26 protein-coding genes are annotated in these 22,424 nt (G+C 59.9%); 7 read left to right on the top strand and 19 right to left on the bottom strand.

What is annotated here, in order from left to right:
- The 8 genes from G5358_RS13210 to rpoE all read right to left on the bottom strand — a co-directional run.
- Positions 1 to 74 (bottom strand): GTPase (locus tag G5358_RS13210; protein ID WP_421324220.1); only part of this gene is annotated, 74 nt, incomplete at its 3' end.
- Positions 71 to 742, bottom strand: coding sequence for a ribonuclease III (rnc, locus tag G5358_RS13205; RefSeq protein WP_005335394.1), 672 nt, complete (start codon positions 740 to 742; stop codon positions 71 to 73). The genes G5358_RS13210 and rnc, both read right to left, overlap by 4 nt.
- Positions 743 to 1,666 carry a signal peptidase I gene (lepB, locus tag G5358_RS13200; protein ID WP_005335395.1) on the bottom strand — a complete coding sequence of 308 codons (924 nt, stop codon included), beginning with the start codon at positions 1,664 to 1,666 and terminating at the stop codon, positions 743 to 745. It abuts the gene before it with no gap.
- Between the two features lie 3 nt (positions 1,667 to 1,669).
- Complete coding sequence (lepA, locus tag G5358_RS13195; protein WP_005335396.1) at positions 1,670 to 3,463, bottom strand: translation elongation factor 4; 1,794 nt, start codon at positions 3,461 to 3,463, stop codon at positions 1,670 to 1,672.
- Positions 3,464 to 3,579: 116 nt separating this feature from the next.
- Entirely contained in the window at positions 3,580 to 4,041 is a 462-nt protein-coding gene (locus G5358_RS13190; protein ID WP_216954306.1) for a SoxR reducing system RseC family protein, read from the bottom strand.
- Positions 4,042 to 4,141: 100 nt separating this feature from the next.
- The gene (locus tag G5358_RS13185; RefSeq protein WP_421324219.1) at positions 4,142 to 5,122 is read right to left on the bottom strand and encodes a MucB/RseB C-terminal domain-containing protein; all 981 of its coding nucleotides are present in this window, start codon (positions 5,120 to 5,122) and stop codon (positions 4,142 to 4,144) included.
- Positions 5,123 to 5,143: 21 nt separating this feature from the next.
- Positions 5,144 to 5,746 (bottom strand): RseA family anti-sigma factor, encoded by a 603-nt coding sequence (locus G5358_RS13180; RefSeq protein ID WP_421258921.1) that lies wholly within the window; start codon positions 5,744 to 5,746, stop codon positions 5,144 to 5,146.
- Between the two features lie 22 nt (positions 5,747 to 5,768).
- Positions 5,769 to 6,350: an RNA polymerase sigma factor RpoE gene (gene rpoE, locus G5358_RS13175; protein WP_042062096.1), complete on the bottom strand. Its 582-nt coding sequence runs from the start codon at positions 6,348 to 6,350 to the stop codon at positions 5,769 to 5,771.
- Positions 6,351 to 6,532: 182 nt separating this feature from the next.
- Here rpoE and nadB point away from each other — a divergent pair, with 182 nt between their 5' ends.
- The gene (gene nadB / locus G5358_RS13170) at positions 6,533 to 8,140 is read left to right on the top strand and encodes an L-aspartate oxidase (RefSeq protein WP_005335413.1); all 1,608 of its coding nucleotides are present in this window, start codon (positions 6,533 to 6,535) and stop codon (positions 8,138 to 8,140) included.
- A 154-nt stretch (positions 8,141 to 8,294) separates the two neighbouring features.
- On the opposite strand, the gene G5358_RS13165 is transcribed toward nadB, so the two are convergent.
- Together G5358_RS13165 and G5358_RS13160 are read right to left on the bottom strand one after the other, a co-directional pair.
- The gene (locus G5358_RS13165) at positions 8,295 to 8,687 is read right to left on the bottom strand and encodes a protein YgfX (protein WP_421324218.1); all 393 of its coding nucleotides are present in this window, start codon (positions 8,685 to 8,687) and stop codon (positions 8,295 to 8,297) included.
- 19 nt (positions 8,688 to 8,706) lie between these two features.
- On the bottom strand, positions 8,707 to 8,976 hold the full coding sequence (locus G5358_RS13160) for a succinate dehydrogenase assembly factor 2 (RefSeq protein WP_005335417.1): 270 nt from the start codon (positions 8,974 to 8,976) through the stop codon (positions 8,707 to 8,709).
- 111 nt (positions 8,977 to 9,087) lie between these two features.
- Here G5358_RS13160 and ygfZ point away from each other — a divergent pair, with 111 nt between their 5' ends.
- Positions 9,088 to 9,996, top strand: coding sequence for a tRNA-modifying protein YgfZ (gene ygfZ / locus G5358_RS13155; RefSeq protein ID WP_421324217.1), 909 nt, complete (start codon positions 9,088 to 9,090; stop codon positions 9,994 to 9,996).
- Between the two features lie 6 nt (positions 9,997 to 10,002).
- Here ygfZ and G5358_RS13150 read toward each other — a convergent pair whose 3' ends face one another.
- The gene (locus G5358_RS13150) at positions 10,003 to 10,884 is read right to left on the bottom strand and encodes a LysR family transcriptional regulator (RefSeq protein WP_058053237.1); all 882 of its coding nucleotides are present in this window, start codon (positions 10,882 to 10,884) and stop codon (positions 10,003 to 10,005) included.
- 125 nt (positions 10,885 to 11,009) lie between these two features.
- On the opposite strand from G5358_RS13150, the gene G5358_RS13145 reads away from it, so the two are divergent.
- Positions 11,010 to 11,456 (top strand): PACE efflux transporter, encoded by a 447-nt coding sequence (locus G5358_RS13145; RefSeq protein WP_158111320.1) that lies wholly within the window; start codon positions 11,010 to 11,012, stop codon positions 11,454 to 11,456.
- A gap of 162 nt (positions 11,457 to 11,618) precedes the next feature.
- Here G5358_RS13145 and G5358_RS13140 read toward each other — a convergent pair whose 3' ends face one another.
- On the bottom strand, positions 11,619 to 11,975 hold the full coding sequence (locus tag G5358_RS13140) for a hypothetical protein (RefSeq protein WP_005362699.1): 357 nt from the start codon (positions 11,973 to 11,975) through the stop codon (positions 11,619 to 11,621).
- A gap of 244 nt (positions 11,976 to 12,219) precedes the next feature.
- Here G5358_RS13140 and cutA point away from each other — a divergent pair, with 244 nt between their 5' ends.
- The 4 genes from cutA to G5358_RS13120 all read left to right on the top strand — a co-directional run bounded on the left by cutA (position 12,220) and on the right by G5358_RS13120 (position 15,298).
- A complete protein-coding gene (gene cutA, locus G5358_RS13135; RefSeq protein ID WP_421277061.1) occupies positions 12,220 to 12,537 on the top strand; it encodes a divalent-cation tolerance protein CutA in 318 nt (105 codons plus the stop codon).
- A complete protein-coding gene (locus G5358_RS13130) occupies positions 12,534 to 14,333 on the top strand; it encodes a protein-disulfide reductase DsbD (RefSeq protein WP_421324216.1) in 1,800 nt (599 codons plus the stop codon). The genes cutA and G5358_RS13130 overlap by 4 nt, the downstream gene beginning before the upstream one ends.
- Positions 14,323 to 14,814, top strand: coding sequence for a GNAT family N-acetyltransferase (locus G5358_RS13125; protein WP_149152276.1), 492 nt, complete (start codon positions 14,323 to 14,325; stop codon positions 14,812 to 14,814). The genes G5358_RS13130 and G5358_RS13125 overlap by 11 nt, the downstream gene beginning before the upstream one ends.
- Before the next feature lie 70 nt (positions 14,815 to 14,884).
- Positions 14,885 to 15,298, top strand: a complete 414-nt coding sequence (locus tag G5358_RS13120) for a hypothetical protein (protein WP_236272789.1) — start codon at positions 14,885 to 14,887, stop codon at positions 15,296 to 15,298.
- Between the two features lie 54 nt (positions 15,299 to 15,352).
- Here G5358_RS13120 and G5358_RS13115 read toward each other — a convergent pair whose 3' ends face one another.
- The 7 genes from G5358_RS13115 to G5358_RS13085 form a co-directional block, all read right to left on the bottom strand.
- The gene (locus G5358_RS13115) at positions 15,353 to 15,943 is read right to left on the bottom strand and encodes a hypothetical protein (RefSeq protein ID WP_421324215.1); all 591 of its coding nucleotides are present in this window, start codon (positions 15,941 to 15,943) and stop codon (positions 15,353 to 15,355) included.
- Positions 15,944 to 16,181: 238 nt separating this feature from the next.
- A complete protein-coding gene (locus tag G5358_RS13110) occupies positions 16,182 to 17,486 on the bottom strand; it encodes an NAD(P)/FAD-dependent oxidoreductase (RefSeq protein WP_421210094.1) in 1,305 nt (434 codons plus the stop codon).
- Between the two features lie 159 nt (positions 17,487 to 17,645).
- A complete protein-coding gene (gene fbaA / locus G5358_RS13105; protein WP_005340963.1) occupies positions 17,646 to 18,725 on the bottom strand; it encodes a class II fructose-bisphosphate aldolase in 1,080 nt (359 codons plus the stop codon).
- Positions 18,726 to 18,840: 115 nt separating this feature from the next.
- Positions 18,841 to 20,004, bottom strand: coding sequence for a phosphoglycerate kinase (locus tag G5358_RS13100; protein WP_005340965.1), 1,164 nt, complete (start codon positions 20,002 to 20,004; stop codon positions 18,841 to 18,843).
- A 61-nt stretch (positions 20,005 to 20,065) separates the two neighbouring features.
- The gene (gene epd, locus G5358_RS13095) at positions 20,066 to 21,076 is read right to left on the bottom strand and encodes an erythrose-4-phosphate dehydrogenase (RefSeq protein ID WP_201914803.1); all 1,011 of its coding nucleotides are present in this window, start codon (positions 21,074 to 21,076) and stop codon (positions 20,066 to 20,068) included.
- 60 nt (positions 21,077 to 21,136) lie between these two features.
- Positions 21,137 to 22,066 (bottom strand): ROK family protein, encoded by a 930-nt coding sequence (locus tag G5358_RS13090; protein ID WP_421210096.1) that lies wholly within the window; start codon positions 22,064 to 22,066, stop codon positions 21,137 to 21,139.
- 111 nt (positions 22,067 to 22,177) lie between these two features.
- Positions 22,178 to 22,424 (bottom strand): uroporphyrinogen decarboxylase family protein (locus tag G5358_RS13085; RefSeq protein ID WP_421324214.1); only part of this gene is annotated, 247 nt, incomplete at its 5' end.

Here is a 22,424-nt window from a genome sequence, read left to right as displayed (position 1 = left end):
TTGAGCAGGGTGGACTTGCCCACGTTGGGGCGGCCCACGATGGCGACAAAGCCGCAATAGGTGGTATCTGTCATGACAGTTTTTCCAATGCTTGCTGCGCCGCGGCCTGTTCGGCCTTGCGACGGCTGGTGCCGACCCCGACGAGGGGACCATCCAGACCTTCAACGTCACACTGGACGGTGAACTCCTGGTTGTGGGCCTCGCCCTTGACGTTGGTCACTGTGTAGGTCGGCAGGGATTTGCGGCTTCCCTGCAAAATTTCTTGCAGACGGGTCTTGGGATCTTTCTGCTCGATGCCAGGCTTGATCTCTTCCAGGCGGCTGGCGTACCAGCTCAGCAGCAGTGTCCGCACCGTCTCAAGATTGGTATCCAGATAGACGGCACCGATCACCGCCTCGACCGTGTCGGCCAGAATGGATTCGCGGCGAAAACCGCCGCTCTTGAGTTCGCCGGGCCCCAGGATCAGGTGATCCCCGAGGTCAAACTCCCGGCCCAGTTCGGCCAGGGTCTTCTCGCGCACCAGGGTGGCGCGCATCCGGCTGAGATCCCCTTCCGCCGCTTGCGGGAAGCGGTGGAACAGATCGTCGGCAATCACCAGACTCAAAATCGAGTCACCCAGAAATTCCAGTCGTTCATTGTGACGAGAGCCGGCGCTGCGGTGAGTCAGCGCCCGGGTCAGCAGTTCCAGATCCGCAAAGACATGCCCGAGACGGGACTGCAGTCTGTTCATCTTGATATTCATTTACTTGATTCCGCCAATGCGGTTGAAGCGCACACCTGTCGGTACCCAACTTGGCAGCAGGGAGCCTTCTTCGCGCTCGAATTCAAAACTTATCCAGATAGCGACCGCCTTGCCGACCAGATTCTGCTCGGGCACAAAGCCCCAGAAGCGGCTGTCGGTGCTGTTGTCGCGGTTGTCGCCCATTACGAAATACTGGCCTTCCGGTACCACCCACTCGTCGGGGTAGGTGCCGGGCTGGCGATAGTAACGGCCAACCATGTCGGGCATCAGCGGATTGCGCAGGGTCTCGTGGGAGACATCACCCAACTGCTCGGTATAGCGATCAAGGGGGATCCCCATCTGGGTAAATTCGCCTCTTTGTTCAAACTTGACATCGAGCTTCTTGAAGCCCGGGCACGTTTTCCCTTCCTGCTCTTCGCACTTGGGCCGGATCATCAGCTCCTTGTTGCGATAGATGACCCGATCACCCGGCATGCCGACCACCCGCTTGATGTAGTCAACGCGCGGTTCAAGGGGATACTTGAACACCACCACGTCGCCACGCTTGGGCTCGCCAGTCTCGAGGAACTTGGTGTTGGTCACCGGATCCCGCAGACCATAGGCAAATTTTTCCACCAGGATGAAGTCGCCCACCAGCAGGGTGGGCATCATGGAACCTGACGGGATCTGGAACGGTTCAAAAATGAACGAACGCAGGATCAGCACAAAGGTGATGACCGGGAAGACCCCGGCGGTCTGTTCAATCCAGACCGGCACAGGGGCCACCTTGGCCAGGGTCTTCTCATCCAGGTGGGCACCGCCATGGGCACGAGCCACGGCAATCTTGGCGGCGCGCTGCTTGGACCAAATCATCTTGTCCAGACACCAGATAACACCGGTGATCGCGCAGACCACCACCAGGATCAGGGAAAACGTGCTTGCCATCTATTAATCCTTTCCGACGTGGAGAATCGCGAGGAAGGCTTCCTGCGGCACGTCGACACGGCCGAGGGACTTCATCCGCTTCTTACCTTCTTTCTGCTTGTTCAGCAGTTTCTTCTTACGACTCACGTCACCACCGTAACACTTGGCGGTTACGTCTTTACGCAACGCCTTGACAGTGCTGCGCGCGATGATCTGGTTGCCGATGGCCGCCTGAATGGCGATATCGAACATCTGGCGCGGGATCAGCTCGCGCATCTTCTCCACCACCTGACGACCGCGATACTGGGCGTTGTCCTTGTGGGTGATGATGGCCAAAGCATCGACCCGCTCACCGTTGATCATGATGTCCAGACGGACCATGTCGGAGGTTTCGAAACGCTTGAAGCCGTAATCCAGCGAGGCGTAACCGCGACTGGTGGATTTCAGACGGTCGAAGAAGTCGAGCACCACTTCCGCCATCGGGATTTCATAGGTCAGTGCCACCTGCTTGCCGTGGTAGACCATGTTGGTCTGCACGCCACGCTTCTCGATACAGAGGGTGATCACGTTGCCCATGTACTCCTGCGGCAGCAGGATGTGACACTCGGCGATCGGCTCGCGCATCTCCTTGATGCTGGTGATGGCAGGCATCTGGGCCGGGCTGTCGATATGGATGGTGGAGCCGTCGGTCAGCTCGATCTCATACACTACTGTCGGCGCCGTGGTGATCAGATCCAGATCGTATTCACGCTCCAGCCGCTCCTGAATGATCTCCATGTGCAGCATGCCGAGGAAGCCGCAACGGAAGCCGAAGCCCAGCGCAGTGGAGCTCTCCGGTTCGAAGAACAGGGAGGCATCGTTCAGGGAGAGCTTGTCGAGGGCGTCACGGAACGACTCGTAGTCATCGCTGGAGATAGGGAACAGACCCGCATAAACCTGCGGCTTCACCTTCTTGAAGCCAGCCAGCGCCTTGTCGGCACCGTTCTTGGCCTGAGTCAGGGTATCGCCCACCGGCGCGCCGTGGATGTCCTTGATACCGCAGACAACCCAACCTACCTCGCCGCAACCCAGACCCTGAGTATCCACCTGCTTGGGTGTGAAGATACCGATACGATCGACACCCCACACCTGACCGGTGCTCATCACCTTGATCTTGTCGTTCTTCTTCAGGGAACCGTTCTTGATCCGCACCAAAGAGACAACGCCCAGATAGGAGTCGAACCAGGAGTCGATGATCAGCGCCTGCAGCGGGGCATCCGGGTCACCTTCCGGCGCCGGGATCTTGGCGACGATCTCTTCCAACACCAGGTCAACACCCAGACCGGTCTTGGCGGAGCAGCGCACCGCATCGACCGCGTCGATACCGACGATGTCTTCGATCTCCTCGGCAACCCGCTCCGGCTCTGCGGCCGGCAGGTCAATCTTGTTCAGCACCGGCACCACTTCCAGATCCATTTCCATGGCGGTATAGCAGTTGGCCAGAGTCTGTGCCTCAACCCCCTGGCCGGCATCCACCACCAGCAGCGCCCCTTCACAGGCCGCCAAAGAGCGGGAGACCTCGTAGGAGAAATCCACGTGGCCCGGGGTGTCGATAAAGTTCAGCTGGTAGGTGTTACCGTCTTGTGCCTGGTAGTTCAGGGTCACACTCTGTGCTTTGATGGTAATGCCGCGCTCGCGCTCCAGATCCATGGAGTCAAGCACCTGAGCCTGCATCTCGCGGTCGGACAAGCCACCGCAAGTCTGGATCAGACGGTCCGACAGGGTCGATTTACCGTGGTCGATGTGCGCAATAATCGAAAAGTTACGAATGTGTTTCATCGAGCAAGAGTCACTCAAAATTAGTTAAGGTCAGTTATGGAGGCGCGATTTTACTGGATAACCCGGCTGACGGCCATTCTTTAGTCGCCAGCGCCAGTGAAATAGCGCCTGTTCAGTCAGGGGAGGATGCGGACAGGGACGACCACGCCGAGCATCTGCGGGCCGTAGCACCCCTGATCCAGGCGGTTGGAAAAGTAACGAACCAGTAAAAAGCCCAGCACGCCCCCAAGCAGGCAGCAGATAATGGTGATCCCCTCCCCCCCCGAGAGCAGCGGTGCCAGCCAGAGCTGCCCCAGCAAGGCGCCAGCAAGCAGGCAAAACAGCGGCAACACATAGACCAGCGCCGCCCCGCGCAGCAGACTCTCTTGCGGGATACCGAGCCTCACTTGCTGGCCAACCCGCACCTCGGCGGTCAGCCTGACCCGCAAGCGGGGAGCTTTTAGGGGAAATGCCTTGGCCACGGTGCCGGTACCGCAGTTGGATTGCTGCTGACAACCACTGCAGGCGGAGCGACGCTCGCACTCCACCCAAGCATGGTCACCCTCAATGGCCACCACGGTCGCCAGCTCTTCACTCATCTCATTCACGGCAACACCTCGTGCTCATGCAATGGCAGGATCTGAACACGACTCACAGCCAACGGCAAGCCGCACACTACTGTGAACCCAGAACATGGACTCACTGCACCGCTTCGTTGCGAGCCAGCGGCTGCACCGACTCGGCGATGCGCTTGGCGGTCTCGGCAGGCACCTCGCCGACCACGGTGATCTCGACCCCCACCTCGTTGACATAGCTCACCAGCGAGGTCGCCCCCTGGCGGATCAGCTGCTGGCGCACCGCCTGCTTGGGATCGACCCGGGAGACATAGACCGAGAGATCCACCAGCCCGTCGGAGAGCATCATGTAATCCACCGGCATACTGGTGGTCACCAGCTGGTGCCGGTCTTGCGACAGCACCTTGAAGCCATCGGGCAACCAGGTGATCTGCCAGTTCAACTGCTGTTGCGGTGCAGGATAGGCATCCTCCAGCGCCAGCGCCGAGGGCTGCTTGCTGTTTGCCAGCCTAACCAACCAGGGGGACGGTTTCTGTTGCAATTGCAAATCAACTCCCAGCACCTGCTCCACCAAACTGCCCTCCCGCTCCACCATATCGACTCGCAGCAACAGGTGACTACGCTCGTCAATCCAGAGCACAAAACCATATTTGTCAGCTTCTTTGGGCACTAATCTGACGACTTGAGTGACCTCGCCAGCCACCCGGCTACGGCCAGCAAGCACAGGATCATAACTCTCCAGCACCTGTGCCAACGGCATCTTCACCAGGGTCGACCAGATACCGGGAAAGCGGGCATCCTTCAGGGTGTAGGGATCATGGCTGTTTTCAAAGAAGGTGTACTCGTTCTGACGCTGGAGATACTCGATCGCCTTGCCATCGAGATAGCTGAGATGGGCTACCTCCTTGCCATCGATCACGGCATGGCTGATGCGGATCGGTTCAAGACGTCCCTGACGGGCCTTGACCATGGACAATTCGAAGTTCTGTTGCTGCACGGCACTCTGCATCTGCTGCAACAAGGCCTCGGCCGACTTATCGTCGGCCGAGGCCTTGGCACTGATCAGCAGGAGAGAGGCCAGTAAAATACGGCTGTACTGGCGCACGTTGATATCCCTGACGACTCGTTATTGTTGGTTCTGCCTGTCTTGCAACAGGCGTTGTTGCAACTGGTGGTCACGCAGGAAGGCGTTGATCCGCTCCCGCTGTTCCTGCATCTGCTGTTCGGTCAGACCTTGCTGACGGGCACGGGCACCATCCTGTTGCGGATAGTGAACACTCACAGGCGCCGCACTGCCACCGATTGGAATGGTATTGAGCACCGGATTGGCCGGAACGCCATCCTGCCCCTGATACTGCTGCACCCCGAAAATCACGGCCGCGGCCACAGATGCCGCAATGGCATATTGACCCAGTTGCTGACCGACACGGCGGAACAACGGAACCACATTGGAATCAGTCTTGACCGGCGCAACGGCTGGTTGCAGCACGGGAGCCGTCTCGACCGGCTTGGGTGCCAGTATGGTGGGCTCATCCTCCAGCGCAGCCATGATGCTGTCACTGAGATCCAGTTGCAGATTGACCGGCAGGTCACCCCGCATGGCATCGCCGATCAGGTGGTAACGACCCCAGGTATCTTGCAAGTCGGAGTCCATCTCCAGCTCGTTCAGTACCTCTGCGTCACTCAGGTCACCATCCATCAGGGCAGAGATTTGCTCTTTATTTGCCATAAGTTAACCCGTCTTTCCCCAGTTAATTCTCGATCAGAGGTTGCAGCTTTTTATCGATTGCTTCCCTCGCCCGGAAGATACGGGATCTGACCGTACCCACAGGGCAATCCATGATTTCGGCAATCTCTTCGTAGCTCAGCCCTTCCAGTTCGCGGAGGGTGATAGCTGTCCTCAGGTCTTCCGGCAATGCCTCTATGGCTGAAAACACGGTGCGTTTGATCTCGTCAGTCAGCGCCAGGTTTTCGGGGGTTGAGACCTCTTGCAAGGCTTCACCGCCGCCATAAGACTCCGCTTCGTCAGCCTCCACATCACTGCTCGGGGGCCTACGCCCCTGGGAGGTCAGATAGTTCTTCGCCGTGTTCACGGCAATTCGGTACAACCAGGTGTAAAAAGCACTTTCGCCACGGAATGTCGGCAATGCACGGTAGGCTTTTATAAAGGCCTCTTGCGCCACATCGGGCACATCGCCGGGATTGTTGACATACCTGGCAACCAGGTTGACCACCTTTTGCTGGTATTTTTTTACCAACAGGTTGAAAGCTGCTTTATCGCCGCGCTGGACCCGTTCAACCAGTTGTTCGTCCAGTAGATTCTGGTCGCTCATCAGAGCCGTAAAACCCCCATCAGGTTATCGTTCTTCTTTTCCGGCCCTTCCTAAGCGCACAAGTTCAGACAGGGAGAATCAGAGAAAGTTCGCTTCAATTGAAAAAAATGTGATGCAGGCTGCATCCTCGCCCTCGCTTGGGCTACCATGGTGCCAGTTCTTAATCCAGGCCAATGATACTTATGAAAGCAAGTGTTGAATACCTTTGCGATGTACTGATCATTGGCAGCGGTGCCGCTGGTTTGTCCCTCGCGTTGCGATTGGCAGACCACGCCAAAGTCCTGGTTCTGAGCAAGGGGCCCATCAGTGAAGGGGCCACTTTCTATGCGCAAGGAGGCATCGCTGCCGTTTTCGACGAGACCGACAGCATCGAATCTCACGTGAGCGACACGCTCAACGCGGGCGCCGGGTTGTGTGACCCGGCAGTGGTGGAGTTCACCGCTCGCCACGCCCGCGAATCCATCCAGTGGCTCATTCAGCAAGGGGTCCCCTTCGATCAGGAGGAGAACGCCGACGGCGAATCCCAGTACCACCTCACCCGGGAAGGGGGCCACAGTCATCGCCGCATCTTCCACGCGGCGGATGCCACTGGCAAGGCGGTGCAACTGACCCTGATCGATCAGGTGCGCGCTCACCCCAATATCCAGTTGATGGAGCGCTTCAACGCGGTCGACCTCATCACCACCCGCAAGCTCAACCTGCCGGGCAACAAGGTGCTGGGCGCCTACGTCTGGAACCGCAACGCCGAGCAGGTCGAGGTGATCCGCGCCCGTTTCGTGGCGCTGGCCACCGGTGGTGCTTCCAAGGTCTACCAGTACACCTCCAACCCGGATGTGAGCTCTGGTGATGGTATCGCCATGGCATGGCGGGCCGGCTGCCGGGTGGCGAACCTGGAGTTCAACCAGTTCCACCCCACCAGTCTGTTCCACCCGGACGACCCCAACTTCCTGCTGACCGAAGCGCTGCGTGGCGAGGGGGCCTATCTGCGCCGCCCGGACGGCAGCCGCTTTATGCCGGAGTTTGACGAGCGGGCCGAGCTGGCACCGCGCGATATCGTCGCCCGCGCCATCGACCACGAAATGAAGCGGCTCGGGGCGGATTGCATGTATCTGGATATCAGCCACAAACCGGCCGATTTCATCATCAAGCACTTCCCGACCATTTATGAGCGCTGCCTCGCGGTCGGCATCGACATCACCAAGGAGCCGATGCCCATCGTGCCGGCCGCCCACTACACCTGTGGCGGCGTGATGATCGACAACAACGGCCAGACCGATATCCCCGGCCTCTATGCCATCGGCGAAGTGACCTACACCGGTCTGCACGGCGCCAACCGCATGGCCTCCAACTCCCTGCTGGAATGCGTGGTCTATGCCCATCAGGCAGGGGCCGATATTCTGGCCAAGCTGCCGATGAGCGTGGAGCCGCCGCGCCTGCCGGTATGGGACGAGAGCAAGGTGGAAGATTCCGACGAACTGGTGGTGATCCAGCACAACTGGCACGAACTGCGGTTGATGATGTGGGACTACGTGGGGATAGTGCGTACCAACAAACGCCTGGCCCGCGCCAAGCGCCGCATCGACCTGCTCAAGCAGGAGGTGCAGGAGTACTACGCCAACTTCCGTGTCTCCAACAACCTGCTGGAGCTGCGCAACCTGCTGCAGGTGGCCGAGCTTATCGTCAACTGCGCCCTGCAGCGCAAAGAGTCTCGCGGCCTGCACTACAACCTGGATCATCCGGATATGCTGCCGGACTCCAAGCCAACCGTACTGACCCCGGAGCGGGATTAATCCCCCTTCCCGCAAAACGTTACAGCAATCAGTGACCCCGCCCCGGCGGGGTCACTTGTTTTCAACCGCATTTCAGCCACAAAAGAGTGTCGCCAGCCACATGGCAACAGCTTATCGCGATAAATCAGCGCATGGTCATCACGGAAAGCAGGCGTCAGCGCCGGGACGGCAGAAAGTGGATGGCTCGCGCCAGCAGGCGGTAATGTTCGGGGGGAAGGGCATCGGAGAAGAGCCACAGTTGCCGTGGCGACACGGCTCCACTCTCTTGCGGATCGGGACAAAGCACCAGCCTGAGCACGCCGGGCAGAATGCGGCTTTTCTTGTCGAGCTGATAGCGGCGACCTTGCCACTGCAACCACTGACCATCCCAGACAAGCTCGAACGGGGGCTCGGCAAGCGCACGCCAGCTCAGCCAGAGCGCCACCAGCCAGACGGGCAGCAACAGCGCCCACTGCCAACCGGCAATCAGGCCAGCCACCGGCCAGAGCAGCAACAGAAAGAGGGCCACCAGCAAATATTGCTGATGGCGGGAGGGGTGAACCGTCATGATCACCCGCTCCACAGTATTACCCCTGGCGGTCGTGGCGCGCCTGATTGCGCTCCAGGATCATCGGGATCATGGCGGCAAATGCCGGATCGGCAGGGACACCATGACCCATGCACCATTTGAACAGATCCGGATCGTCGCTCGCCAGCAGGCGGATAAAGGTCTGCTGATCGGCTTCGCTCAGGGAGTCGAACTCGTGTTCGAAAAAGGGCATAAAGATCACATCCAGCTCGAGCATACCGCGACGGCAGGCCCACTTCAGGCGGGATTTTTCAACTGGGCTCAACATGGCACTCTCCTTACAAAGACCGGGGGATGGTACCAGCTGGATTTTCCGGCTGACAAACATTAGTTACGTCTTTACCATGCAGCTCACATACTTTCTCTCTGGAATACCATCGTGAGCCTGCAACCACCTGTTTTTCCTGCCGAGCCGACCCGCTTCCCCCTGACCAAGCTGGCCATCACCCGTATCAGCGGCCAGGATCGCGCCAAATATCTGCAAGGTCAGGTCACCTGTGATGTCAACGCCCTGCAACCGGGGCAACAGACCCAGGGTGGCCACTGTGATCCCAAGGGCAAGCTGTGGAGCAATTTCCGCCTGCTCTGCCTCGACGACAGTCTGCTGCTGCTGACCAGCCCCTCGGTACTTGAGCGTCAGCTGCCGGAGCTGAAGAAATTTGCCGTCTTCTCCAAGGTCGAGATCGCCGCCGATGAGCGTCACGCCACCGGGATCGCCGGTACGGGCAGCGATGGCTGGATCACTGCCCAGTTCGGCCTTGAGCAGAGCGGTCTGATCGACGGCGGCATGGCGGTGAAGATTGAACAGGATCGCTGGCTGCTGGTGAGCAATCAACAAGCCGACGCCCTGCCGCAAGGGGACGAGTCACTCTGGTGGGGGCTCGAGATCAAGGCGGGCCTGCCGCACATGGAGGCGGTGCATCAGGGGGAGTTCATCCCGCAGATGCTCAACCTGCAGGCACTGGACGGCATCAGCTTCAACAAGGGCTGCTACATGGGGCAGGAGACGGTGGCCCGCGCCAAGTATCGCGGCGCCAACAACCGCGCCCTGTTCCTGCTGGCGGGGACTACCGGCGAGCCAGTTGCCAGCGGCGATACCCTGGAGCTGCAACTGGGTGACAACTGGCGTCGCAGCGGCATGGTGCTCAACGCCTGGCAACAGGCCGGGCAGGTGTGGCTCACCGCCGTGCTACCAAAAGATACCGAGGCTGACGCCCAATTCCGCCTCAAGCAGGACGAAGGCTCCCGCCTCACCCTGCAACCCCTGCCTTACGCCCTGACCGAGTAAGGTCGGCTAGCGAGGCACCCGCGCCAACAGTGCCTCCTTCAGCCAGCGCCCCGCCTGCCCCAGCGGGCGGGCGCGATGCCACTGCAGTTCCAGCGCCAGCGCGTGGCTGGCGATAAAGTCCGGCTCCAGCACCACCACTTCGCCGCGAGCCAGCGGCTGATGCAGCAGAAATTCCGGGATGGCGGACCAGCCAAGGCCCCGCTTGACCAGCTCCAGCACCCCGAGATCCCCCTCGACCCACCACACCTGAGCCGAGATGCGAAAACGCTGGCGCTCGCTCCCTTCCCGTCGGCCGGTGACCATCAGCTGGCGTGCCCCCTGCAGATCGACCTCCCGCAGCGGCTGCTTGCGGGCCAGCGGATGATCCGGTGACACCACCAGCGGCATGGTAACCTCCCCCAGCGAACGGGCAACGATCTCCCGCTGGGGATGCACCTTCTGGTAGCTGATGCCGAGCTGGGCCCGGCCAGTCACCAGCATCTCGGTCACATCCTCCATCAGCGGGAAGAGCAGCTCCAGCTCCACCGTGGGGTAGCGGGTGGCAAACTCCTCCAGCAGGGTGCCGAGCCAGGGGAGGTGGGAGTCATCATCGATGGCCAGGGTGAGGCGCGTCTCCACCCCGGCCGCCAGCTCCCCGGCAATGGACTGCAACCGCTCACTCTGCGCCAGCAGGATCCCCGCCTCCTGCACCATGCGGGCCCCCGCCTCCGTCAGCTGCGGATAGCGGCCGCTGCGGTCAAACAGGGTGAGCGCCAGATCGATCTCCAGATTGGCGATGGCGCTGCTCACTACCGACTGCGCCTTGCCCAGCTTGCGGGCGGCAGCGGAAAACGAGCCGGTTTCGGCGGCCGCCAGCAAGATCCTCAGTTGTTCCAGTGATGGCGTCATCTTATGGCCCTCCGGCAAGCCCTCTCATCCATCTATTTTAGCGATGGATACCAACATGAATCTATCGCGAAAGTTCTATAGATTAACCTGCAATTTGTGAATGAACCTGATTGAGAGAGTGACTTATGCGTACCCGTAACGATCGCCTGCGCCATGCCATTGGCTTTGAATTCATTGGCCTGCTGATTGCCGCCCCGCTGGCCAGCTGGGTTACCGGGGTCGGGCTAAACCATATGGGCCCGCTGGCACTGTTCTTCTCGGTGCTGGCCACCGTCTGGAACTACATCTACAACATCGGGGTCGACAGGCTGCTGCTCAAATATCAGGGCCATACCCACAAGACCCTGTGGCAACGGGTGCTGCATACCTTCGGCTTTGAGGGCGGTCTGCTGATCGTCGCGCTGCCGGTCATGTCCTGGTGGCTGAGCGTCAGCATGCTGGAGGCGCTGGTGCTGGATCTGGGCTTCGTCGTCTTCTACCTGATCTATGCCTTCGTCTACAACTGGGGCTATGACAAGGTGTTTCCCATCCCCCGCGAAGTGCCGCACGGCATGCCCCAAGAGGCGCGCTAAGGCACGAATCAGTTGGATTGAAACCGAGAAGTGAAGGTCAACAAGGGAAGGCAACAGAAGAAACGGCACGGCCCCATCATGGCAGACATGATGGGGCCGCAACAGGGATCAGCGCTGGCAGGCCGGCTGATTCAGAGGTAAGGATTCAGGCCTGCCCGTCGCTCAAGCCTGGGCTTTGAGCTCTTCGCCGCTCTCGTCGGCAGCGGCAGCCTCTTCAGGCTGGGCCTGGGCAGCCTGCAGCGCTTCCAGCTCGCTCTGATAATCGCTCAGGATCTGCTGGGCAACCGCCATATCTCCCTTGTGTTTGCGCTCGAACAGATGGTGCTGCACCACGCCGTTGAGATACTCCACCGTGATGGGCTGCTCCAGGGTGGCCATCAGCTCCTCTTTCTCCAGCTCGGCATTGATTTCATCGGCGGTCGTGCGCAGCAGCCCGGCCAATTGAACCAACATGCGGCGCTCACCTTCGCGCAGCAGGCTCAACATGCGGTTTCTCTGCTGCTCATTCTGTTGGGTCATACATTTCCTTACGTCAATTGGGAACAAGCCCGCTCATTCTGCCCTGTCCCCATGACAGCGTCTATCTCATGCCCCCCACAAATTTTTGGCGCTGGCTCACAAATGGCTACAGATGCTATTTGAAGCGCCTCTGGGGTATAGTAGCCGCTGATTTTCGGGCGCTTTTTTCACCTTCATCCGCAGACAGGGATGAGACGGCAAGGGCGCCTGCCCGGTTTACCCCAACGAGGTGAAGATCCGCTTTATGACCGACGCCATTGTGGTGCTCTGCACCTGCCCAGATCAAACCAGTGCCGACCTTCTCTGCGAACAGCTGCTGAACCAGCGGCTGGCCGCCTGCATCAATCAACTGCCGGGCGTCACCTCCGTCTATCGTTGGCAAGGCAAGGTGGAGCGCACCGCCGAGATCCAGCTCATCATCAAATCCCGTCAGTCGCGCTTTGCCGAGCTGCAGGCATGTATTCAAGCCAATCACCCCTATGAGGTGCCCGAGCTGCTGGCCCTGCCGGTGAGCGCCGGACTACCCGCCTATCTCGACTGGCTCAATGGGGAGACCTCATGACATTCAACCGCTTGCTCTCTCCCCTGTTGCTGCTCTGTGCTCTGTTGACGACAGCGGTAGGCTGCGCCCCAGCCCACGCCAGCGGCGCCGATCTGCTCAGCTCGCTGGGCATTGAGGCCAACGCCAAACCCAAATTTTTGCAGGTCGATGAGGCCTTTCAGATCGAGAGCGAACAGCGCGGCGATCAGCTGCTGCTGACCCTCCACATCGCCGACGACTACTACCTCTATCGCCACAGCCTGCGCTTCAAGGGGAACAACCTCACCTTCAGCGAGCCGACCCTGCCGGAAGGCACCGAGCACGAGGATGACTTCTTCGGCAAGACCCGGGTCTACTACCAGCAGGTGAGCATCACGGTGCCGCTAAAGGAGGTGGGGGAAAATGCCACCCTGCGGGTGCGCTATCAGGGCTGTACCGACGGCCTCTGCTACCCGCCGACCGACAAGCTGATCGATGTGGCCCCGCTGGTCACGGCAACCACTGCGTCCACTGCTAAAACGGCACAAAGCGTCGCACCGGTTAGCCAGCAGGATCAGCTGGCCGCCGCCCTCGGCAATCAGGGGTTCTGGCTCAGCATCGTCGCCTTCTTCGCGCTGGGGCTGGGGCTCGCCTTCACCCCCTGCGTCTTCCCCATGTATCCCATTCTGACCGGCATCATCGCCGGTGCCGGCCATCGCCTTTCCACCAGTCGCGCCTTCCTGCTCTCCCTGGTCTATGTGCAGGGGATGGCGGTCACCTACACCTTGCTGGGGTTGGTGGTCGCCTCGGCGGGTCTGAAATTCCAGGCGGCGCTGCAACACCCCTATGTGCTGATCGGCCTCTCGGTGATGTTCGTGCTGCTGGCCCTCTCCATGTTCGGACTCTATACCCTGCAACTGCCGAGCAGTTTGCAAACCCGGCTCTCCGGCCTCTCCAACCGCCAGCAGGGGGGCTCAGTAGTCGGGGTCGCCATCATGGGGATGATCTCCGGGCTGGTCTGCTCCCCCTGCACTACGGCGCCGCTCTCGGGGGCTCTGATCTACGTGGCCCAGAGCGGCGATCTCTGGCTCGGCGGGGCGGCACTCTATGCGCTGTCACTGGGGATGGGGCTACCGCTGCTGCTGCTAGGCACCTCGGGTGGCAAGCTACTGCCCAAGGCGGGCGCCTGGATGGATGTGATCAAGCAGCTGTTTGGTTTTGCCCTGCTGGCAGTGCCGATACTGCTGCTGTCACGGCTATGGAACGATCAAGTTACTACCCTCGCCTGGCTTGGCTGGGGGCTGCTGCTGTGCGGCTATCTCTATCACCATAACCAGCACCAGCCCCACTCGGTGGCTAAAAGCGTGCGCGGCTTCGTGCTGTTGCTGGCGATGATCAGCGCCGTGGTGGTGGGCAAGGATCTGCTGCAACCGGCCCCCCCAGCTGCCGTCACGGCGGATGCCGGTCAAACGGCACCGCAGTTTATCCGCGTCAAGACGCTGGATGATCTCAAGGTGCAGCTGGCCGCCGCCCGCGGTAAGCCGGTGCTGCTCGACCTCTACGCCGACTGGTGCGTCGCCTGCAAGGAGTTCGAGCACAAGACCTTCAGCGACCCGGCGGTGCGGGAGCGCTTCGGCCAGATGGTTCTGCTGCAGGCAGACGTCACTGCCAACGACGATGCCGATATCGAGCTGCTCAACAGCCTCAATGTGCTCGGACTGCCGACCCTCATCTTCTTCGACCGCGAGGGCAAGGAGCTGACAGGGCAGCGGGTCACCGGCTTTATGGGGCCTATCCCCTTTGCTAAACACCTCGAGATGGTAAGTGATGCACACTGAGTTGCGTCGGCTGCAGACAAGCGATGCACCTGCCTTGCAGCGGCTGTTCGAGCAGACCCCCTCCTATCAGGCGGCGGTGAGCAATGACCCTCTCTCTGCACAGGCAGGAGAAGAGGAACTTGTCGCCTGCCCATCCGGCCTGCCTCTCTCCGACAAACATCTCATCGGCCGCTGGGAGCAGGGAGAACTCACCGCTGTCATTGATCTGCTGCGCGGCTACCCCAATCCAGACACCGCCTATCTGGGTCTGTTACTGGTGGGGGAACCCTGGCAAGGGAGTGGCCGTGGTCAGTCGCTCTATCTTCACGCCTGCACGCTGGCAAGCTCATGGGGGGCTACCCGGCTTCGCCTGTCAGTGATTGCCAGCAATGAGAGTGCTCTATCCTTCTGGCTGCGCAGAGGCTTCACCGAGTGCTATCGCCGCGAGCTGGCTGGTTATCGGGCCGAGGCCATCGTGCTGGAACGTTCACTGGAACCGTGAGCCGAGGTTTGCCGCCGCGCATTCGCGTGGCACAATCGCCCCTCTCGTTTTGCACTTGTCCGGAGTTTTGATGAAAAAGTGGTTCATCCCCCTGCTAGCCCTCTGGCTTTATGGCTGCAGTGCAGGGCCCGGTGAAGAGGATATCCGCCAGCAGGTCACCGCCAAGCTACTGGCCGAGACAGACGCCAACCTGTTCGATATCAGCGACTTCACCATCCTCGGCAAGGAGGCGCGGATGGAGGGGGTCTATCTGGTCAAGGTGAGTTACCAGCTCCACTTCAAGCAGGGCCTCGATCAGTTGCAGGTGTTGCACGACGAGGACCTGGTCTACGACCGGGTTGGCCCCTTCCAGCAGGAGATGGGGCTGATGGAGCTCGAGCGCAAATATGGCGAGTTCGAGGCGGGCCAGGTGCTGCCACAAGAGGCCGAGGTGTGGATGATGAAGGACGAACAGGGGTGGCGACTGGCGGAACCGGCCCAATAAAGGGCTGCCCGCCCCTTACGCACTGCAACTACGGGACTGCTGTTGCCAACCAGCTCAAACCTGGGTATCGACCCGATACCCTTTTCGCTCGGCAGGTTCGCTCGGCAACTTGCTGGCCAACCCTGACAGCACCTCCTTGAGGGTGACCCCGCTCTCTACCGCACCACTGCTCTCCAGCAGCTTGGTCAGCTGGTTCTGCAAGGGGTTGACCGTTTCACGCTCGGCTCCTGGCTCGCTCTCTTTTTCCTGTTCGCCCTGCTGATCCAGCGTCTCCAGCAGGCGCTCCAGATCCCGCTTGAGCGGGTTCTCGCTGCTGTCATCGATGGCGAGTTTGCGCTGTTCCTGCTCTTGCCGCCGCTGTTGTTGCTGCAATGCCAACTGTTGCTCCTGCTGCTGTTGCAGGGAGCCCATCATGGTGTTGATGAACGCTTCCAGCGAATCCCTGATTGAAACAGTGCCACCGCCGCTGCTCTCCCCTTGCGGTGACAGCCCCAGCTCATCCAGCACAGCGCCAAGGTCGCGCACCAAGCTGTCACTGCCCGTTGATGGTGAAGTTGCAGCCCGCTCCTGTGCCTGCACAGCGGGATAACCCTGCCGTTGCGACAGCGGGGTGAGCCCGCCTGACGCGACCACATTTATATCCATCTTGGCCCTCCTCTCCCCGTCCTCAGCTCTTTCTCGGCAACTATTCCGGCAAGCAGACACACCCTCGTCCCCTTGGCAGATAACCGCTCTCACACCTAAAGGATAGCGCCAACCGGACGAAATTGGCGCAAATGCATCTTTTGGTCTATCAGGCGGAACGATAGTGCCAACCCTCTATAAACAAGGGCTGGCAAGTAGGCTGGCGTTCAGCCAGCACTGCGCAGGCTGACAATCGGAGTCAGAAGATATCCTTCATCCGGTGCCACAGCATCCCCAGTGCCAGCAGCGGAGAGCGCAGCGCCGGGCCACCGGGGAAGGTGATGTGAGGCACGCTGGCGAAGAGATCGAAACCCCGGCTCTCGCCGCGGATCGCCTCGGCTACCAGCTTGCCCGCCATATGGGTGGCGTTGAGACCGTGCCCCGAGTAGGCCTGGGCATAGAGCACATTGGGATGCTCCTTGAGACGGCCAATCTGCGGCAGCCGGTTGGCGCCGATCCCGATCATCCCGCCCCACTGGAACTCGATGGCGGTACCAGCCAGCTCGGGGAAGACCCGCAGCATCTTGGGCAGCATGAAGGCCTTGATATCGCGGGGATCCCTTCCCGAGTAGTTACAGGCCCCGCCGAACAGCAGACGACCGTCGGCGGAGAGGCGGTAGTAGTCGAGGGCCACGTTCTGATCGCACACCGCCATGTTTTGCGGCAGCAAGCGCTGGCGCAAGCGGCGATCCAGCACCTCGGTAGCGAGAATGTAGGAGCCCGCGGGCAGCACCCGCCCTCCCAGCTCCGGATTGAGGTCGTTGAGGTAGGCGTTGCAGCCGATCACCAGATAGTCAGAGGTGACCCGACCATGAGCCGTGGTCACCTCGACCTGCTTGCCGTAATCGATATGGGTCACCCGGGAGTGTTCAAACAGGGAAACCCCGAGGCTGGCTGCGGCGCGCGCCTCGCCGAGCGCAAGATTGAGAGGATGCAGGTGGCCGGAGCCCATGTCGATAAGGCCGCCGATATAGCGATCCGATCCCACCACGCTATGGATATCTTCCCGCGGCACCAGTTTGAGTTCGTGCTCATAGCCGAGGCTCGCCAGATGCGCGAGATCCTCTTCGAAACCGGCCAGATGACGCTGACGGGTCGCGAGGTCGCAGTAGCCCCAGGTGAGATCGCACTCGATGTTGAAGCGTTCGACCCGCTCGCGCACCAGCTGCACCGCCTCCAGCCCCATCAGGTCGAGTTCGCGCACCCCATCCTCACCAATCCAGCGGGCAAACTGGCTGGTATCGTGGCCGATACCGCGAATAAGCTGACCGCCGTTGCGCCCGGAGGCGCCCCAGCCGATGCGGTTGGCCTCCAGCAGCACCACCTTGTAGCCCGCATCAACCAGATTGATGGCGGTGTTGAGGCCAGTAAAACCGCCGCCGATAATGCAGACATCCGCTTTCAGCTCGGCCTCGAGTTCCGACCACTGCTGTGGATCGTTGCGGGTCGCCGCGTAGTAGGAGGCGACGTGCTCCTGATATCCGTTGTGCTTTCCTGCCTGCATACTCAGCATCCTGCCTTGGTTGCAAATTGTTTAATAAAATAAGCAAAGTTGTTTCGATAATACCCAGTTCCTCCTCCACTCACCAACCGGTGCGGATCACAGAAATGCAAAAGGCGCCCTGAAGGGCGCCTTTTCATGCAATCAAGGTGCTGTAACGAATTACAGTACGTCGATGGCGTTCAGGTCGGAGAATGCTTTCTCCAGACGAGCGATCATGGAAGTCTGACCTTCACGCAGCCATACGCGCGGATCGTAGTACTTCTTGTTCGGCTTGTCGGCGCCTTCCGGGTTGCCCAGCTGGCCTTGCAGGTAAGCTTCGTTCTTCTTGTAGAAGTTCAGCAGACCTTCCCAGGTTGCCCACTGGGTGTCGGTGTCGATGTTCATCTTCACTACGCCGTAGGAGATGGACTCGCGGATCTCTTCAAGAGTGGAACCTGAACCACCGTGGAATACGAAGTCCAGAGACTTGGCTGGAACGCCAAACTTCTCGGAAACGTACTTCTGGGAAGCGTCCAGGATGGACGGGGTCAGCTTGACGTTACCCGGCTTGTATACACCGTGTACGTTACCGAAGGAGGCAGCGATGGTGAAACGCGGGCTGATCTTGGACAGACGCTCGTAAGCGTAAGCAACATCTTCCGGCTGGGTGTACAGAGCGGACTGATCCATGTGGCTGTTGTCGACACCGTCTTCTTCGCCACCGGTGCAACCCAGTTCCAGCTCCAGAGTCATGTTCATCTTGGCCATGCGGGTCAGGTACTCGCAGCAGATGTCGATGTTCTCTTCCAGAGACTCTTCGGACAGATCCAGCATGTGGGAGGAGAACAGCGGCTTGCCGGTTTCAGCAAAGTGCTTCTCGCCCGCTTCCAGCAGACCGTCGATCCACGGCAGCAGCTTCTTGGCAGCGTGGTCGGTGTGCAGGATTACCGGCACGCCGTAGGCTTCGGCAACAGCGTGAACGTGCTTGGCACCAGAGATGGCACCCAGGATGGCAGCTTTCTGACCTTCCAGCTTCAGACCCTTACCGGCGGTGAACACGGCACCACCGTTGGAGAACTGAACGATAACCGGCGCTTTAACCTTGGCAGCAGCTTCCAGTACGGCGTTCACGGAGTCGGTACCAACGCAGTTTACGGCCGGCAGAGCAAAGCCGTTCTCTTTAGCGATGGCGAACACTTTCTGAACGTCATCACCAGTGATCACGCCGGGTTTTACGAAGTCGAAAATTTTCTTAGACATGTTTAATCGTCCTGTCTCGTATGCCGTTAATAAAAAATGGGGGGTTCATCATGAACCGGCACAGCGGGCACATGATAAACGAAACGGGAGGCTTTTGCCCCCCGTTCCGGGTCAATTAGGCTTTGGCGCGCTGTTCCAGAATCGCAACAGCCGGCAGAACCTTGCCTTCTACGAACTCCAGGAAGGCGCCGCCGCCAGTGGAGATGTAGGAGACTTTGTCAGCGATGCCGAACTTGTCGATGGCAGCCAGGGTGTCACCACCGCCAGCGATGGAGAAGGCCGGAGAAGCAGCGATGGCTTCAGCGATAACCTTGGTGCCTTCAGCGAACTGGTCGAACTCGAACACGCCAACCGGGCCGTTCCACAGGATGGTCTTGGCGTTCATGATGATGTCAGCCAGGGCCTTGGCAGAATCCGGGCCGATGTCGAAGATCATGTCGCCGTCAGTCACATCGTTAACAGACTTGATGGTCGCCGGAGTGGACTCGGAGAACTCGGCACCTACAACCACGTCGGTGGTCACAGGAATGTTGGTCTCGGCAGCCAGTTTCTTGGCGGTGTCGATCAGGTCGTGCTCGCACAGGGACTTGCCGACGTTGTGACCGGCAGCAGCGATGAAGGTGTTGGCGATGCCACCACCGACAACCAGCTGGTCAGCGATTTTGGAGAGGGATTCCAGAACGGTCAGCTTGGTGGAGACCTTGGAGCCGCCAACGATGGCAACCATCGGGCGCTCGGGCTTCAGCATGGCTTTGCCCAGGGCTTCCAGTTCACCCGCCAGCAGCGGACCAGCACAAGCGACCGGAGCGAACTGGGCAACACCGTAGGTGGAACCTTCGGCGCGGTGAGCAGTACCGAACGCATCCATTACAAAGACATCACACAGGGCGGCGTATTTTTTGGCCAGCTCTTCGGTGTTCTTCTTCTCGCCTTTGTTGAAGCGGCAGTTTTCCAGCACAACCAGCTCACCGGCAGCGACTTCTACGCCATCCAGGTAATCCTTGGCCAGGCGAACCGGGCAGGACAGAGCGTCTTTCAGATAGTTGACAACCGGAGCCAGGGAGAATTCTTCGTTGTATTCACCCTCGGTCGGACGACCCAGGTGGGAGGTGATCATCAGCTTGGCGCCCTTTTCCAGAGCCAGCTTGATGGTCGGCAGAGTCGCAACGATACGTGCATCGGAGGTGACCTTGCCGTCTTTTACCGGTACGTTCAGGTCAGCACGGATCAGAACGCGTTTACCCGCCAGATCCAGGTCAGTCATCTTGATAACAGACATATTCAGTCCTCTATATTTTCCAGGTAATGTTAAAAACAGTAACCTTTCGCCCGGGGCAGGCTCAGCCTGCGGCCATCATGGCCCGGGTGGTATCCAGCATCCGGTTTGCGAAGCCCCATTCGTTATCGCACCACATCAACATCTTGACGAGGTTGGCATCGCTCACCCGGGTCTGGGTACCATCAATGATGCAGGAGTGTGCATCATGATTGAAGTCTACGGAGACCAGCGGTTCTTCCGTGTAATCCAGAATACCGTGTAATGTACCTCTGGATGCCCGTTGCAGGGCTTGATTTACGTCACTAACTGTCACTTTTTTACGAACAGTAATACTGAGATCCATCGCTGTTACATTGATGGTCGGCACCCGCACCGCGATCGCCTCGAACTTGCCGGCGAAGTGGGGCAGGATACGCTCCAGCCCCTTTGCCAGCTTGGTGTCCACCGGAATGATGGACTGACTGGCAGCGCGGGTTCGGCGCAAGTCACTGTGGTAGGCATCGATGACTTGCTGATCATGCATGGCCGAATGAATTGTCGTAATAGTACCACAATTTATCTCGAATTCTCGATGCAATGTTTCAATCACCGGCACCACGCAGTTGGTGGTACAGGAGGCGTTGGAGACGATCCGCTCCGCTCCGGTGAGGGTATGATGGTTGACCCCGTAGACCACGGTGGCATCCACATCGGCATCCGCCGGGTGGGAGAAGAGCACCTTGCCCGCCCCCGCCGTCAGATGCAGCTCGGCATCGGCCCGCGAGCCAAACACCCCGGTGCAATCGAGCACCACATCGACCCCCAGCGCCCGCCACGGCAGCTTTGACGGATCCCGCTCGGCAAACAGAGAGATAAGATCCTCCCCCACCAGCATGCTGTTGCCCGCCAGTTGCACCGGATGGTGGAACCGACCGTGACTGGTATCGTAACGGGTCAGGTGCACCATGGCCTCGGGGGCCGCCAGCTCGTTGATGGCGACGATCTTGATGGTCTTGTCGCGCCCGCTTTCATAGAGGGCTCGCAACACGTTGCGACCGATCCGCCCGTAACCATTGATGGCAATCTTGATCATCGAGAATCCGTTTCCTTGAACCAGCAACAGGGCGGCGCACCGGCCGCCCGGGAGCCCCGGCTACGACAGCAGGGCCTCCTTGAATTCACCGCGGGCCAGCAGTGCGGCCCCGAATACCCCGGCACTGTCACCAAGGGCAGGAGCAATAATGGGGGTTGCGAAGCGGGGATTAAAGAGGAAGGGCAAAATTGTCTGCCGTCCGGCGCTGTAAAGGCTCTGCACATTGCCCACCCCGCCACCGATGACGATCACATCCGGGTCGAGAATGTTGACCACGTTGGCCAGCGCCTGACCAAACAGCAGATGCAGCCGGTCGATGGTGAGCTTGGCCACATGATCGTGAGCCGTGGCGGCCGCGATTTGGGCAAGCGAGAGGTGGCGCTTGGCCTTGGCTTCGTACCAAGCCTCCAGCGCCGGACCGCTGATCAGGGTCTCGACGCAGCCACGCTTGCCGCAGTAGCACTCGGGGCCATCAGGGGAAAGCACGTTATGGCCCCACTCACCGGCGATGCCGTGATGGCCGTTGAGGATCTGGCCGTTGATGACGATGCCGGAGCCGACCCCGGTGCCCATGATGATGCCGAACACCACTTTCGCATCGGGATGGTGCTGGCGCACTGCACCGAGATGGGTTTCTGCCAGCGCGAAGCAGTTGGCGTCGTTGGCGATCAGCACCGGCACGCCCAGCTTGCGCTCCAGATCCTCCTTGAACGGCTTGCCGTTGAGCTCGGTGGTGTTGCAGTTCTTCATCAGGCCGGTCTGCGGATCCCGCGCCCCCGGCGTGCCCATGCCGATGACGGTCGGGCGCTGGCCAATCTTCTCGGCACACTCAGCTACCAGCTTGGCGATCTGGCCGATCATATGGTCATAACCGCCAGCCCGCTCGGTGGGGATGCGGTGGCGCAGCAGCACCTCGTTACCATCCAGCACCACGCATTCGCACTTGGTACCACCAAGATCGATACCCCAATCCAGTGACTTGCTGCTCATCTTGCCTCCTGCACTGGCGCCACATTCTCGTCGTTGCAGCGCCTATTTCAATGTAAAACGGGGCCTGACGGCCCCGGATTTCAAACAAACTCTTCTTCTCTCGCCCCGGCCTTAGCGACCGTGGTACTGGGCAGAGAGCTCGTGTACCGCGTTGACGAACACACCGGCATGTTCCGGGTTCACATCCTGATGGATGCCGTGGCCGAGGTTGAATACGTGACCATTGCCGTGACCGAAACCGGCCAGAATGGAGGCGACCTCTTCACGGATGCGAGCCGGAGTGGCGTAGAGCATGGAGGGATCCATGTTGCCCTGCAGCGCAACCTTGTCACCGACCCGGCGCTTGGCATCGGCGATG

Source organism: Aeromonas sp. 604176 (assembly GCF_049170755.1).
Taxonomy (GTDB): Bacteria; Pseudomonadota; Gammaproteobacteria; order Enterobacterales; family Aeromonadaceae; genus Aeromonas; species Aeromonas veronii_A.
The sequence above is the reverse complement of the archived record's forward strand: the minus strand, read 5'-3'. Positions and strand labels throughout refer to the sequence as shown.

Coding starts and splice junctions, on each gene's coding strand:
- G5358_RS13150 (WP_058053237.1), bottom strand. CDS start 10,884: ATGACGCCATCACTGGAACAACTGAGGATCTTGCTGGCGGCCGCCGAA.
- G5358_RS13160 (WP_005335417.1), bottom strand. CDS start 8,976: ATGTTGAGCCCAGTTGAAAAATCCCGCCTGAAGTGGGCCTGCCGTCGC.
- rnc (WP_005335394.1), bottom strand. CDS start 742: ATGAATATCAAGATGAACAGACTGCAGTCCCGTCTCGGGCATGTCTTT.
- G5358_RS13100 (WP_005340965.1), bottom strand. CDS start 20,004: ATGTCTGTTATCAAGATGACTGACCTGGATCTGGCGGGTAAACGCGTT.
- lepA (WP_005335396.1), bottom strand. CDS start 3,463: ATGAAACACATTCGTAACTTTTCGATTATTGCGCACATCGACCACGGT.
- G5358_RS13130 (WP_421324216.1), top strand. CDS start 12,534: ATGACATTCAACCGCTTGCTCTCTCCCCTGTTGCTGCTCTGTGCTCTG.
- G5358_RS13090 (WP_421210096.1), bottom strand. CDS start 22,066: ATGAGCAGCAAGTCACTGGATTGGGGTATCGATCTTGGTGGTACCAAG.
- rpoE (WP_042062096.1), bottom strand. CDS start 6,350: ATGAGCGACCAGAATCTACTGGACGAACAACTGGTTGAACGGGTCCAG.
- G5358_RS13165 (WP_421324218.1), bottom strand. CDS start 8,687: ATGACGGTTCACCCCTCCCGCCATCAGCAATATTTGCTGGTGGCCCTC.
- G5358_RS13145 (WP_158111320.1), top strand. CDS start 11,010: ATGCGTACCCGTAACGATCGCCTGCGCCATGCCATTGGCTTTGAATTC.
- lepB (WP_005335395.1), bottom strand. CDS start 1,666: ATGGCAAGCACGTTTTCCCTGATCCTGGTGGTGGTCTGCGCGATCACC.
- G5358_RS13120 (WP_236272789.1), top strand. CDS start 14,885: ATGAAAAAGTGGTTCATCCCCCTGCTAGCCCTCTGGCTTTATGGCTGC.
- G5358_RS13125 (WP_149152276.1), top strand. CDS start 14,323: ATGCACACTGAGTTGCGTCGGCTGCAGACAAGCGATGCACCTGCCTTG.
- G5358_RS13115 (WP_421324215.1), bottom strand. CDS start 15,943: ATGGATATAAATGTGGTCGCGTCAGGCGGGCTCACCCCGCTGTCGCAA.
- cutA (WP_421277061.1), top strand. CDS start 12,220: ATGACCGACGCCATTGTGGTGCTCTGCACCTGCCCAGATCAAACCAGT.
- fbaA (WP_005340963.1), bottom strand. CDS start 18,725: ATGTCTAAGAAAATTTTCGACTTCGTAAAACCCGGCGTGATCACTGGT.
- G5358_RS13180 (WP_421258921.1), bottom strand. CDS start 5,746: ATGGCAAATAAAGAGCAAATCTCTGCCCTGATGGATGGTGACCTGAGT.
- nadB (WP_005335413.1), top strand. CDS start 6,533: ATGAAAGCAAGTGTTGAATACCTTTGCGATGTACTGATCATTGGCAGC.
- G5358_RS13110 (WP_421210094.1), bottom strand. CDS start 17,486: ATGCAGGCAGGAAAGCACAACGGATATCAGGAGCACGTCGCCTCCTAC.
- G5358_RS13140 (WP_005362699.1), bottom strand. CDS start 11,975: ATGACCCAACAGAATGAGCAGCAGAGAAACCGCATGTTGAGCCTGCTG.
- G5358_RS13190 (WP_216954306.1), bottom strand. CDS start 4,041: ATGAGTGAAGAGCTGGCGACCGTGGTGGCCATTGAGGGTGACCATGCT.
- epd (WP_201914803.1), bottom strand. CDS start 21,076: ATGATCAAGATTGCCATCAATGGTTACGGGCGGATCGGTCGCAACGTG.